This is a genomic window from Bradyrhizobium sp. SZCCHNRI20481 (assembly GCF_032485055.1).
GTDB lineage: Bacteria > Pseudomonadota > Alphaproteobacteria > Rhizobiales > Xanthobacteraceae > Bradyrhizobium.
In genome coordinates, this window is the sequence record NZ_JAUEUE010000018.1 from 80,033 (window position 1) to 92,151 (window position 12,119).

Below are 12,119 nucleotides of genomic sequence, written 5' to 3' on the forward strand. Positions count from 1 at the left end.
GAAGGACGGCCACGCGCGCTGCAGGTTATCGGGCGTGCGTACGACGTCGTTGCGCCAAAGTAACGGCGGGGTCGGACGGCAGGCTTCCGTACATGACATGTCGTCCTCGCCACGCATCCGCGCCCGAGCTTTGCCATTCAAAGCCCTCGTCGAGAACAGAGGGCGCAGGGAAGGCCGGGTGCTGGTCGCACCCATGGTCCGCGTGCAGAAAAAAGCACGCGGCAGAACCACAGGTACGAGCCGGACATCCGGCCCTCCCTGCGCGATGGCTTTACGGCTTACTCCGCGCTCTCCCCGGGGACCGGCGTTCTTGCCCCCGTCGCGAGCGCGCTTCGTCGCAGCGCCCGCTTGGCCTCAGCACCGGGAGGCCAGGACCACACGGCTTCACCGTGCGCATCAGGATGTTCGTCCGCGCGGCCAAGCCACGCTGCACCCCGACACGCCCACCGCAGCCCACCTCACGCTCGTGACGATCGCGATGCGCCCCTCGTGGCGAGGTGGGATGGGCGACGTGTAGCATGTATTCTGAAAAAAAGAAAGTGAGAAATGCGGGTCGGAGAGCGGCCACGGCGATCACGTTGAGATTATTTGAGAAGTTCGTATTTCGGAGCAGGACAGTCCCGGAGACCGCCGAGGACAGGATCGACTTCCGATCGCGCGAAGCTCCAGGATGACCAATGATTTTCACGCTGGCGTTGATAGGCTTACGAGCTTCAGTTATCTCGTGCTAACATGCGTTACCAAGGTCATCCGCGATCTCAGGGGAAACAGATGAGGCCGCTTCGTATTGGCGCTCTGACTGGTGGGTTGATGGTGTGCGGACTCCCGATCCTTCACGTCTTCGGCGTCGAGGCCAACCCCTTTGTGATGGGACTGTTGGGAGGTGTTGCCGCCTGGTTGGCTGGCTTCATCGAGGATCGTTTCATAGCCACTCGGGCAGTGCCGTAGGGTGGATCTGCGCGGCGTGATCCGCTGGAACACCTGCGAGGCGATATCGGGCCAGTTGGAACAGCATCACGATGCTTGACCATATCTCCCGGGCAATCAACGAAACACAGGTCGTCGCTGCTTTGCTCGATGATGAGCAGCGACGTGCGATGGCGATGCTGCTACGCGATCGTCTCGGTGTGAATGTTCTTGGTCACGTGCCCTGGGACAATTCCGAGGCGCCCCAGGGCCTGCACAGGACGGACGGATGGCAACTGATCCCAACGTATGTCGGCAGGCGCGAATGTGTGATGATTGTGGCGGGGGCGAGCGCGTGTTGGACATTCCGTAACGGGGCGGATCTGCTACGTGTCCTGGAGGAGTGCCCGCCAATGGAATTTTACGTCTTCGACAAGGACGCCAGTTACCTCCTCTGCTGTAATTACCACGACGTCGTCATCGGTTGGGGCGATGCTGCGGGGTGGGTTGCAAGGGGATGCCCCGAACGTCGGCTGGGCGGATAAACTGCGTAGGGCGGATTAGCGCAGCGTAATCCGCCGCTTGTCCGCCCGTGTAATGGCGGATTACGCTGCGCTAATCCGCCCTACGACACGTCGCAAACTCATCGGTTCGAAATACTCGCCTCAGAGATGTGCCATCATACGGAACAGCTCTTGATTTTATCCGATATTGGTGGTATCCAGGTCCCATGAGCACATCGATCCGCATCGTCAACTTCGATCACATGACCGGCTTCGGCCGGGCCATGGAAGGAGTCGCGCGCTAGGAGATCGACGACGCGATGTTCTCACCAGGCCCCGCCGGCATCGGACGGGGCCTTTTGTTTGGCCACGCTCCCTGCCGGCATAACAGCAGGAGCACAGGATGCCACCCCATCAGACCAACGCGACGATCGACGCTGCGCACGTGTCAGGGCTCAACGTCGATCTCTCGATCGCATCAGTCACCGGCGCGATCAGCAGCGTGCAGCCATCGACGCAGTCCGAAGCGTCGATCGCAGCCTTGCGAGAGGTGTTGTCGGAAAAGGACGCGGCCGGTCCGCCGGCCACGCCGACTTGGCTGGTCATCCGCCTGATCGGCTGGTGCTGGCGCGCCCTTCAAGAACGGCAGCGCCGCAAGACTGTGCGAGACAGCCTGTATGAGCTGAGCGAACGCGAACTCACGGATATCGGCATCACGCGTGCCGAGATCGAGCACATCGCCGCGCTGCGGATGCTCGAGAGCCTGAGGGACGACCCACGATATCTGGGCGGCGTCTCGCGGAGGGGAATGTAGTCGGTCGCAGGCCGTGGCGATGCAGGGACAGTCGACCAACAGCGCGAGATGGTCGCCGCGACGTCATTGCGAGCGTCAGCGAAGCAATCCAGGGTCCCGCACACGACGCTGGATTGCTTCGCTGCGCTCGCAGTGACGGAGGTGAGATCGCGCTTCCTTCTGGACACTTTCTGCCGGAGACGTCGTGTGCGCGGAGTTCGGCAGAACACAAGCCTCGCATAGGTGCTCATCTGCGAGCGCAGGAACTACATGCCTTGATCTGGCGCAATCATCGTGGTAGCTACAAACCATGATCAACGTCGTGCGCAACTCCAACCGCAAACATACGACCCGCCGTAGCCGGGCCGTGGGAGGAGTCGTGCGCTAGGTTTTCGACGACACGATCATTCCACCAGGCCCCGCCGGCATCGGACGGGGCCTTTTGTTTGGCCACGCTCCCTGCCGGCACCACACAGCAGGAGCATCCGATGCCGCCCCAGACCAACCTCACCGCCGAGATCGCGCGCGACGGCGCACGTCTCGGTCTGGATCACGCCAAGACCGCTGCGACGAACGCCGCGCGTGGCGTGCCAGCCGCGTCGCGTCCCGATGCAGCGATCACGGTGCTGCGCAACGCCGTGCCCGAGAAGAACGCCGCCGGGCCGCCGGGAGGCGCAGCGACGCCACGGCCGCTCGGGCTGCTCGCGCACTATTGGCGGGCGTTTCAGGACGGCCGCCGGTTGCGGAGGATGCGCATCCATCTGCGCGACCTGAGCGAGGCGCAGCTGATGGATATCGGTTTGCCCCGAAGTGACATCGAGCACATTGCCGCTCATCGCGCTCTCGAAAGGCTCAAGGACAGCACGACGCATCTGATGATGTCCCGCGGCGTGATGTAGCTGCGCGCGAGCCGGCGCTGGACATCGCGGTGGTCGTCGACAGGGCGGATCTGCGTGATCCGCCCTCGCGATGTCACGGCTTGTTCCAGCGCGCGGGCTTGCCTGCTCGGCGAGCCGTTGCCACAACGTCGTTGCGCGCGCAGCGCCGCAATCCAGAGTCCGTCCGCGGGACAAGCCTGGATTGCTGCGCTCGCAAGCAGGGAGGAGAGATCGCGCGTCTCTCGACCATCATCCGCGAGGAAGCAGGAGAAGGGGACGACGCATGACGCAGCACATCGGGATCGTCGGCTGCTCCGCCGAGGGCGCCGCGCTTTGCTATCGCACCATCTGCAAGGAGGGAGCCGGCGTCCTCGGGCCGCATGCGCATCCCGAGGTGTCGATGCACACGCCGTCGCTCGCCGACTACGTGACATGTCTCGATCGCGGCGATCTCGCAGGCGTGGCCGAGCTGATGCTGGCCTCGGCCCGCAAGCTCGCGGCGGCCGGCGCGGATTTCCTGATCTGCCCGGACAACACCATCCACCAGGCGCTGCCGCTCGTGCTGCCGCGCTCGCCGCTGCCGTGGCTGCACATCGCGGACGAGGTCGCCAAGGAGGCGGCCAGGAGAGGCTACAGCCGTGTCGGCATCACCGGTACGAAGTGGCTGGTCGATAGCAATGTCTATCCCGACAGCCTGGCCGCGAACGGCCTCGCCTTCGAGCGCCCGGACGAGGCCGACCGTATCACGGCGAACCGCATCATCATGGATGAGCTCGTCTGCGGCCGCTTCGAGCCGTCATCCATCGCCGCGTTTCAGGCGATCATCGTGCGGCTGAAGGCGCGGGGCTGCGACGCGGTCGTGCTCGGCTGTACCGAAATTCCGCTCATCATCGACGACACCAACTCGTCCTTGCCGACGTTGGACTCGACGCGGCTGCTCGCCCGCGCCGCGCTGTCGCGCGCGTGTCCGGTTGCGGTCTGAGGAGCGGACCAGCGCAGGGCGATGCGCGGCCGTTCTGCATCGAACGTCGTCGGAACCGCCCGCCGCCGCAGGCGTTTGTCTGGGCCCCAAGGAGGAGCCCCGATGAAGAAGCTGATATTTGCGGTTGCCGTGTCGCTGTCCGTTCTGCCGTCATTCGCGCTGGCCCATATGGGCACGCCGCAGGAGCAGAAGGCGTGCGCACCCGACGCCAAGCGCTTCTGCCGCACTCAGCTCGGCGACGACTTCGGGGTCCAGAATTGTCTGACGCAGAATCGGGCCAAGCTGAGCAAGCGCTGCGCGGCGGTGTTCCAGAGCCACGGGATGTAGCACGCCTGGTGCGTCCGGCGGATCAGCCCAGCGTGATCCGCCGATCTTACGGCGCGGAAGAGTGGCTATGACGCTCGCGCTGATGCGCTCGACGGTTCAGCTGAACACGGCTACGCCGCGCGCACCTTGCGCAGGAACTTGTCCAGCTCGTCCTTGAGGTGATCGCTCTCCCGCGACAGCGAGTGCGCGGAGGACAGCACCTGGGACGAGGCGGTGCCGGTGGCGCTGGCCCCCTTGCTGACGTCGTCGATGTTGCCGGCGACTCGCGCGGTGCCGCCGGCGACCTCCTGGACGTTGCGCGAGATCTGCCCCGTCGCCGCGCCCTGCTGCTCGACGGCGGCGGCGATGCCGGCGGCGATCTCCGAGATCTGCTGGATGGTGCCGCCGATCTGCTTGATCGAGGCGACCGAGGACTGCGTCGCGTTCTGGATGCCTTCGATCTGCTGGCCGATCTCCTCGGTGGCCTTGGCGGTCTGCGACGCCAGCGCCTTGACCTCGGAGGCAACCACCGCGAAGCCGCGGCCGGCGTCGCCGGCGCGCGCCGCCTCGATGGTGGCGTTCAGCGCCAGCAGGTTGGTCTGGGCGGCGATCGAGGTGATCAGCTTGAGCACGTCGCCGATACGCTCGGCGGTGCGTGACAGCTCGCTGATGCCGACGTCCGTCTGCTCGATCTGGCGCACGGCCTCCTTGGCGATGGTGGTCGATTCCCTGACCTGGCGGCCGATCTCATGGACCGAGGAGGTCATTTCCTCCGCGGCCGAGGCGACCGATTGCACGTTGGTCGAGACCTGGCCCGAGGCGGAAGCGGCGCTGGACGACAGCTGCTGGGTCTGCTCGGCGGTCTTGGTCAGCGTGTTGGCCGAGACCTCGAGCGTGCGCGCGTCGGCATGAACCTTGTTGATGATCTGGCCGACGGTGGCTTCGAACTCGTCGGCCATGCGCTGCATCGCGACGTGCTGCTCCGTCTTGGCCGCATCGAGATAGACCGAGATGGCGAGATCCATGTCGATCATCGCCGCCTTGGTGATCGCAGCCTGCAGTGCGGCCTTCTTCTCGCGGGCCGACTGGCCCCCGAACCAGCCGTCCGCGATCTCCGTCTCGATCGCCTTCTGCAGCCCGGTGACGATCAGCGAATAGCCGGCGATGTACCAGCGCGGCTCCAGCCCCATCCGGTTGTGGGCCATCCCGATCCGGGTCACCGACTTCACATAGGCATCGTCGAACTTCGCGGTCGCCAGCGACATCCAATGATCGTGCTGGGCCTGCTTGGCGTGCCGCATGGCGGCCGGGGTGGAGAACATCTTGGCGAGATGCGGGTACTTGCCGACATGGGCGTAGAACTGCTCCAGCAGCCCAGGCAGCACCTTGCCGATCAGCGGCCGCAGCTCCCGCAGCGCCTCTCTGGTCGCATTGTCGATGCCGATAAAATCGAGACGGGATTGCAAAGTCTGAAGATCGGTCATCGCTGGTCTGCCGGTAAGATAAGGAGGGAGACGCTGCGAGACTCGCGGGTGCGTCGCTACCCCAAAATCGCACAGGTTTGGTTGATGGCTCCTTAAGTCGGGAACGGAGATTCGACCGCGGCGAGTGGACCGATCCGATGCGGGACGGCTCCGGCCGCATCCAGTGGCTGCATCGCGCGCAATAAAAAACGGGGCCGAAACGGCCCCGTTGAAGTCGCAGCAGACCGCGATCTTACTTGATCTTGGCTTCGCGGAATTCGACGTGCTTGCGCGCAACCGGGTCATACTTCTTCTTGACCATCTTGTCGGTCATGGTGCGCGAGTTCTTCTTGGCAACGTAATAGAAGCCGGTGTCGGCCGTCGACACGAGCTTGACCTTGATGGTGACCGCTTTGGCCATGTCTTGAACCTCTGGAATCGGGATCGGGGGTGGGCACCGGCCAAAGAGGGGGCGCCGTTGGCCGGCAACCTACCCAGCCAGCCCCCAAAGTCAAGGTTTGAGGGCCAGATTCTGGGGGCCCTAGGCCGCGAAGAAGCGGTTTTTCGGTCTGGGCAGGCCGAGATTGTCCCGCAAGGTCGGCCCCTCATACGCCGTCCGGAAGATCCCGCGGCGCTGCAGCTCGGGAATCACCTTGTCGACGAAGTCGTCGAGCCCGGCCGGCAGGAACGGGAACATGATGTTGAAACCGTCCGACCCACGGCTTTCCAGCCACTCCTGCATCTGGTCGGCGATCGTCCTCGCGGTGCCGACGAAGGACAGACCGCCATAGCCGCCGACCCGCAGCGCCAGTTGCCGCACCGTGAGCTTGTCGCGCGCGGCGACATCGACCAGGCGCTGGCGGCCGCTCTTGGAGGCGTTGGTCTCGGGGATATCAGGCAGCGGGCCGTCGGGATCGAAGCCGGAGGCGTCGGTGCCGAGGATGACCGAGAGCGAGGCGATGGCGCTGTCGTAATGCACCTTGCTGTCGAGCAGAGCGCGCTTCTCCCTGGCCTCGTCGACGCTGTCGCCGACCACGACGAAGGCGCCGGGCAGGATCTTCAGATGCTCCGGATCGCGGCCGACCTTTTCCATGCGGCCCTTGATGTCGGCATAGAGCTTTTGTCCGTCGGCGAGGCTACCGCCGCCGGTGAACACGGCCTCCGCCGTCTCGGCCGCGAGCTGCTTGCCGTCCTCCGAGGCGCCCGCCTGCACGATGACGGGCCAGCCCTGCACGGGACGGGCGATGTTCAGCGGGCCGCGGACTTTCAGATATTTGCCCTTGTGATCGAGCACATGCATCTTGTCGGGATCGAAGAACAGACCCTGCTCGACGTCGTGCACGAAGGCATCGTCGGCGAACGAGTCCCACAGGCCGGTGACGACGTCGTAGAACTCGCGGGCGCGCTTGTAGCGCTCGGCGTGCTCCATGTGATCGTCGAGGCCGAAATTCAGCGCGGCGTCCGGATTGGACGTCGTGACGATATTCCATCCGGCGCGGCCGCCGGAGATGTGATCGAGCGAGGCGAAGCGGCGGGCGACGTGATAGGGCTCGTCGAAGGTGGTGGATCCCGTCGCGATCAGCCCGATATGCTCGGTGACCGCCGACAGCGCCGAGAGCAGCGTGAACGGCTCGAACGAGGTCACGGTGTGGCTGCGCTTCAGCGCATTGATCGGCATGTTCAGCACGGCCAGGTGATCGGCCATGAAGAAGGCGTCGAACTTGCCGGCCTCGAGCTTGCGGATCAGCTGCTTCAGATGCGCGAAGTTGAAATTGGCGTCCGGCCAGGCGCCGGGATAGCGCCACGCGCCGGTGTGGATGGAGACCGGGCGCATGAAAGCGCCGAGCTTGAGTTGACGTGGGGCCATGAAGGGTCGTCCGCGGATGGTTGCTGTCTTGGGCAGATAGGAACTCGGCCCATGCGTGTCAGCAATCGGCGGCAGAACACGATTTCGTTTTTGGTGGCGGACGTAGCACGCTCATTCCAATGACGTGCCGAGCAAGCGATCCAAACAACGGTGTCATCCCGGCGAACGCCGGGATCCATACTCCGTGAAGGGAATGTGAGGCACAGTCTCGACCATCCGGGCCGATCGAAAGATTCCGCGGTATGGGTCCCGGCGTTCGCTGGGACGACACTTTGTTGTGGGGGGGGGCCGCCCACTCGCCGCGACCAGCATCCACCGAGTATCCTGCCCCTCTGGCAGGGACGAACGGCAACAGTGCCTTTCGGACTCATTCACAAGGGAGCCATCGGCGTGTCAGACCGGCTGAACATCTCCTCAGGCTATCCGTTCGAGGACGTCTATGGCTATGCGCGCGCGGTCCGCGTTGGCGAGCAAATCTTCGTCTCCGGAACGACTGCGCGCGGTCCTGATTTGGATCGCGACGTCTACGCACAGGCGCAAAGCGCAATCGGCCTTATCGCCGAAGCGCTGCAGAAGGCGGGAGCGGAGCTCCGTCACGTGGTGCGTACGGTCGTGTACTTGACCGACATGGCGGATACCGATGCGGTGGCCCTTGCGCATAGCGAAGCGTTCGGGACGATTCGGCCTGCGAGCACGCTCGTGAAGGTCGCAGGTCTCACGCCTGCGACGGCGCGCGTCGAGATCGAGGTGACCGCGATCATTCGCGACTGAGCATCGTAGCGGCGCTATACTGAGGATTGCCTCAACCGCCCAGCACGTCCTTCTGCATCTTGCCGCCATGGAAATGGAAGAACGGCACCGGCGCGTCGTGGCGGAGTGGGCCGGTGGCGAGGCGGCGGTCGAGCTCGTGGAGAACGTTCCTGGTCATCGGATGCAGGTCGGCGAGCGGCTTGGAGCCGAGCTCGACCCAGACCAGCTCGACCAGCTCGGCATCGGCGTGGATCACGCCCTCGACGCGGTGGGTGATGGTGGAGGCATCGGCGGTGAAGAAGCGGGTGTCGAAGCGTTTGATGCGGCCGGGCGGGGTGATGGCGCGGGCGATCAGGAACAGGCCGGAGGGATCGGGCAGGAGGCCGGCCTGCGCGAATGGCGCCCAAGGACCTTCAAGCTTCGGTGCGGGGCCGTCGACCCTGCGTCCCAGGCAGAGACCGGTTTCCTCGCAGGCCTCGCGGATCGCGGCGACGGCCAGCGACTTCGCGCGCGACGCCGTCGTCTGCGGCTTGCCCTTGAACAGATTGGCTTCGAGCTCGGCCGGCATGGGCGCTGCGACCGGGATGCGGTGATCCGTCTTGTCGACGCGGCCGCCGGGGAAGACGAACTTGCCCGGCATGAACACGACCTTGTCGTGGCGTTTGCCGACCAGCACCTTCGGCACAGTGCTGCTGCGATCGACCAGGATCAGCGTCGCCGCATCCCTTGGCTTGGTGTAGGGATGGTGGTCCGCTTCCTTCTCGGCGGGCTTGCCCGCCGGCGCGCCGGTCGCCTGTGCCGTCTCGCTCATGTCCTCCCCGCCTTTTTCTTGCTCGTCGATCGGTCGAATGCTCACACCGGCGGAATGCCCTCCACCGGATTGTCGTCGAAGCCGTGCATGCGGAACGCCCATTGCAGCCCGACGACGGCGCCCTTGACCGGCTGAATCAAGGCGAGCGCGGCGACCAAGGTCACCGGCAGATAGATCGCGAGTTGCAGCGCCACCGGCGGCGCGTAGTTGGTCTCGATCGAGAGCACCAGCGGCACGATGATGTGGCCGACGATGACGATCACGAGATAGGCGGGAAGATCGTCGGCGCGATGGCCGGAAAAATCCTGGCCGCAGCGGTCGCAGTTGTCGGCGACTTTCAGGAAGGCGCGGAACAGCTTGCCCTCACCGCAGCGCGGGCAGCGGCAGCGCAGGCCGCGCTTCATCGCCGTCCAGACGTCGCGCTTCTCGGCCAGGCCGGTGTCACGTGTCCAGGTTTGCGGCATTGCGTGGGGCGTTGAACTCATGGCGTCCATGATCTGCCTTTCTTCGATGTGCCGGGCTTGCGTTTTGCCCCTGCCTTTTGGCTTTTCTTGCGGCTTTTTTCTTCGTGCTTCGGACGAGCCTCGGATTTGGCCCGCTTGGTCGCCTTGCTCTTCGCCTTGACGGTCGTCTTGCTCTTCGACCGGTCGCGGCGGCCATGCCGCGAAACGAGGACATCCGCCTGGGTCAGGAGCTCGAAGCGCAGCGCGCCGGCCACCGGCTGAGCTTCTACCAGACGCACGTCGACGACGTCACCCAGCCGGTGCATGGCACCGCTGCGCTGGCCGATCAACGCGTGCCGCGTCTCGTCATAGTCGAAATATTCCGTGCCGAGGGTCCTGATCGGAACCAGGCCGTCGGCGCCGGTCTCGTCGAGCTTGATGAACAGGCCCGCGCGGGTGACGCCGGAGATGCGGCCCTGGAAGGTAGCGCCGATGCGGTCGGCCAAGTGATGGGCGATCAGCCGGTCGGCGGTCTCGCGCTCGGCCTTCATCGCGCGCCGCTCGGTGACCGAGATCTGCGCCGCGACCTCGGCGAGATGATCCGGCGTCTCGCTGTCGGGCAGGGCGCCGTCGCCGAGGCCCAGCGCGCGCAGCAGGCCGCGGTGCACGACGAGGTCGGCATAGCGGCGGATCGGCGAGGTGAAATGCGCATAGCGGCGCAGGTTCAGGCCGAAATGTCCGTAATTGTCCGTCGAATATTCCGCCTGCGCCTGCGAGCGCAGCACGACCTCGTTGACGAGATGCTCGTAGTCCTGGCCGGCGACCAGGGTCAGCACGCGGTTGAACAGCGAGGGCCTGAGCGCGCCGCTCTTGGCGAAGGGCACGTCGAGGGTCTTCAGGAACTCCTGCAGCGCATGGATCTTCTCCACCGTCGGCTCGTCATGCACGCGGTAGATCAGGGGCAGCGCCTTCTTCTCCAGCAGTTCGGCCGCGGCGACGTTGGCCGAGATCATGAACTCCTCGATCAGCCTGTGGGCGTCGAGGCGCTCCGGCACGACGACGCGATCGACGGTGCCGTCGGTCTTGAGCAGGATCTTGCGCTCGGGGATGTCGAGGTCGAGCGGATCGCGCGCGTCGCGGCCGCGCTTGGCGACCTCATAGGCCGCATAAAGCGGCGTGAGGATCGGCTCGAGCAGGGGACCGGTGACGTCGTCCGGCTTGCCATCGATCGCGGCCTGCGCCTGCGCATAGGAAAGCTTCGCGGCCGAGCGCATCAGCACGCGGTGGAACGAGTGCGACCGCTTGCGGCCGTCGGCGCCGATCACCATGCGCACGGCGAGCGCGCCGCGCGCCTCGCCCGGCACCAGCGAGCACAGATTGTTGGAGATGCGCTCCGGCAGCATGGGCACCACGCGGTCGGGGAAGTAGACCGAGTTGCCGCGGATCAGCGCGTCGCGATCGAGCGCCGAGCCCGGCCGCACGTAGTAGGCGACGTCGGCGATGGCGACGTGGACAATGAAGCCGCCGACATTGTTCGGATCGGGGTCGGGCGCGGCATGAACGGCGTCGTCGTGGTCCTTGGCATCGGGCGGATCGATCGTGACCAGCGGCAGCTCGCGCCAGTCCTCCCGGCCCTTCAAGGTCGCGGGCAGCGCGGCTTCGGCTTCGGCCACCGCCGCGGCCGAGAAGTCCATCGGGATCTCGTGGGCATGGATCGCGATCAGGCTGATCGCCTTCTCGGTGGCGACCGAGCCGTAGCGCTCCTTCACGCGTCCTGCGGGCAGGCCATAGCCACGGCCACGCAGCAGGTCGACGCTGATGAGATCGCCGTCCTTGGCGTCCTTGGTGTTGGCGGGCGCGATGGAGAGCTCGCGGCCGGCCTGCTTCTTGTCGACCGGAATGAGGCGGCCGCCGCCGCCGGGATTGCTGCGGAAAATGCCGAGCACGCGCGGCCGCGCCTGATCGAGCACCTTGAGCACGCGGCCGCGATAGGCCACGCCTTCGGCATCCTTGATCGGCTCGACCCGCAGCAGCGCGCGGTCACCGACGCCGGCGGCCGAGCCCGGCCCGGCATGACGCGGCGTGTGGATGCGGATGCGCGGCGGCTCGGACTGTTCGGCCTCGTCCCATTCGGCCGGCTTGGCGATCAATTCGCCGTCGCTGTCGCGCCCGGTGATGTCGGCGACCAGCGTGGCCGGCAGGGTCGCGGTCTCGACGACCTTCTTGCGGCCGCTCTTCTTCACCGTGCCGTCGGCGACGAGCTCGCGCAGCAACTGCTTGAGCGCGACGCGATCGGCGTTCTTCAGGCCGAATGCGCGGGCGATGTCCTTGGTGCCAACCTTGCCCGGATTGGCGCGGATGAAGGCGACGATGGCCTCCCGCGAAGGGAAGCCGATGTCGCGCTTTTGGGTCATTTT

The 12,119-nt window shown here is 65.5% G+C and carries 12 protein-coding genes; 6 read left to right on the plus strand and 6 right to left on the minus strand.

The features are described from left to right. Window positions 1-1,019 precede the first annotated feature (1,019 nt). The 5 genes from QX132_RS26695 to QX132_RS26715 all read left to right on the plus strand — a co-directional run bounded on the left by QX132_RS26695 (window position 1,020) and on the right by QX132_RS26715 (window position 4,389). The gene (locus QX132_RS26695; protein ID WP_316163270.1) at window positions 1,020-1,451 is read left to right on the plus strand and encodes a hypothetical protein; all 432 of its coding nucleotides are present in this window, start codon (window positions 1,020-1,022) and stop codon (window positions 1,449-1,451) included. Between the two features lie 361 nt (window positions 1,452-1,812). Next, a complete protein-coding gene (locus QX132_RS26700) occupies window positions 1,813-2,223 on the plus strand; it encodes a DUF1127 domain-containing protein (protein ID WP_315759657.1) in 411 nt (136 codons plus the stop codon). 467 nt (window positions 2,224-2,690) lie between these two features. Then, complete coding sequence (locus QX132_RS26705) at window positions 2,691-3,101, plus strand: DUF1127 domain-containing protein (protein WP_316163271.1); 411 nt, start codon at window positions 2,691-2,693, stop codon at window positions 3,099-3,101. A gap of 262 nt (window positions 3,102-3,363) precedes the next feature. After that, window positions 3,364-4,062, plus strand: a complete 699-nt coding sequence (locus QX132_RS26710; protein WP_315812826.1) for an aspartate/glutamate racemase family protein — start codon at window positions 3,364-3,366, stop codon at window positions 4,060-4,062. Window positions 4,063-4,164: 102 nt separating this feature from the next. Next, on the plus strand, window positions 4,165-4,389 hold the full coding sequence (locus QX132_RS26715; RefSeq protein ID WP_315812825.1) for a hypothetical protein: 225 nt from the start codon (window positions 4,165-4,167) through the stop codon (window positions 4,387-4,389). A gap of 110 nt (window positions 4,390-4,499) precedes the next feature. Here the strand turns inward: QX132_RS26715 and QX132_RS26720 are convergent, their stop codons facing one another. From QX132_RS26720 to QX132_RS26730, 3 genes are all read right to left on the minus strand, one after another. Next, window positions 4,500-5,852: a globin-coupled sensor protein gene (locus QX132_RS26720; RefSeq protein WP_315773121.1), complete on the minus strand. Its 1,353-nt coding sequence runs from the start codon at window positions 5,850-5,852 to the stop codon at window positions 4,500-4,502. Window positions 5,853-6,084: 232 nt separating this feature from the next. Further along, a complete protein-coding gene (gene rpmG / locus QX132_RS26725) occupies window positions 6,085-6,252 on the minus strand; it encodes a 50S ribosomal protein L33 (protein WP_015666342.1) in 168 nt (55 codons plus the stop codon). A 120-nt stretch (window positions 6,253-6,372) separates the two neighbouring features. Continuing rightward, window positions 6,373-7,698, minus strand: coding sequence for an LLM class flavin-dependent oxidoreductase (locus QX132_RS26730; RefSeq protein ID WP_315775221.1), 1,326 nt, complete (start codon window positions 7,696-7,698; stop codon window positions 6,373-6,375). A 390-nt stretch (window positions 7,699-8,088) separates the two neighbouring features. Here QX132_RS26730 and QX132_RS26735 point away from each other — a divergent pair, with 390 nt between their 5' ends. Beyond that, window positions 8,089-8,469 (plus strand): RidA family protein, encoded by a 381-nt coding sequence (locus QX132_RS26735; RefSeq protein ID WP_316163272.1) that lies wholly within the window; start codon window positions 8,089-8,091, stop codon window positions 8,467-8,469. Between the two features lie 31 nt (window positions 8,470-8,500). Here QX132_RS26735 and QX132_RS26740 read toward each other — a convergent pair whose 3' ends face one another. From QX132_RS26740 to rnr, 3 genes are read right to left on the minus strand one after another with little or no spacing between them, the layout of a single operon-like run. Further along, entirely contained in the window at window positions 8,501-9,259 is a 759-nt protein-coding gene (locus tag QX132_RS26740) for an NUDIX domain-containing protein (RefSeq protein ID WP_316163273.1), read from the minus strand. A gap of 41 nt (window positions 9,260-9,300) precedes the next feature. Continuing rightward, the gene (locus QX132_RS26745; protein WP_315740298.1) at window positions 9,301-9,744 is read right to left on the minus strand and encodes a DUF983 domain-containing protein; all 444 of its coding nucleotides are present in this window, start codon (window positions 9,742-9,744) and stop codon (window positions 9,301-9,303) included. Then, window positions 9,741-12,116, minus strand: coding sequence for a ribonuclease R (gene rnr, locus QX132_RS26750; RefSeq protein WP_316163274.1), 2,376 nt, complete (start codon window positions 12,114-12,116; stop codon window positions 9,741-9,743). The genes QX132_RS26745 and rnr overlap by 4 nt, the downstream gene beginning before the upstream one ends. Window positions 12,117-12,119: the final 3 nt, after the last annotated feature.

Excerpts from the sequence above, each read along its gene's own strand:
- QX132_RS26720 (WP_315773121.1), bottom strand. The coding sequence starts at position 5,852 with ATGACCGATCTTCAGACTTTGCAATCCCGTCTCGATTTTATCGGCATC.
- QX132_RS26745 (WP_315740298.1), bottom strand. The coding sequence starts at position 9,744 with ATGAGTTCAACGCCCCACGCAATGCCGCAAACCTGGACACGTGACACC.
- QX132_RS26730 (WP_315775221.1), bottom strand. The coding sequence starts at position 7,698 with ATGGCCCCACGTCAACTCAAGCTCGGCGCTTTCATGCGCCCGGTCTCC.
- QX132_RS26700 (WP_315759657.1), top strand. The coding sequence starts at position 1,813 with ATGCCACCCCATCAGACCAACGCGACGATCGACGCTGCGCACGTGTCA.
- QX132_RS26740 (WP_316163273.1), bottom strand. The coding sequence starts at position 9,259 with ATGAGCGAGACGGCACAGGCGACCGGCGCGCCGGCGGGCAAGCCCGCC.
- QX132_RS26710 (WP_315812826.1), top strand. The coding sequence starts at position 3,364 with ATGACGCAGCACATCGGGATCGTCGGCTGCTCCGCCGAGGGCGCCGCG.
- rpmG (WP_015666342.1), bottom strand. The coding sequence starts at position 6,252 with ATGGCCAAAGCGGTCACCATCAAGGTCAAGCTCGTGTCGACGGCCGAC.
- QX132_RS26715 (WP_315812825.1), top strand. The coding sequence starts at position 4,165 with ATGAAGAAGCTGATATTTGCGGTTGCCGTGTCGCTGTCCGTTCTGCCG.
- QX132_RS26695 (WP_316163270.1), top strand. The coding sequence starts at position 1,020 with ATGCTTGACCATATCTCCCGGGCAATCAACGAAACACAGGTCGTCGCT.
- QX132_RS26705 (WP_316163271.1), top strand. The coding sequence starts at position 2,691 with ATGCCGCCCCAGACCAACCTCACCGCCGAGATCGCGCGCGACGGCGCA.
- rnr (WP_316163274.1), bottom strand. The coding sequence starts at position 12,116 with ATGACCCAAAAGCGCGACATCGGCTTCCCTTCGCGGGAGGCCATCGTC.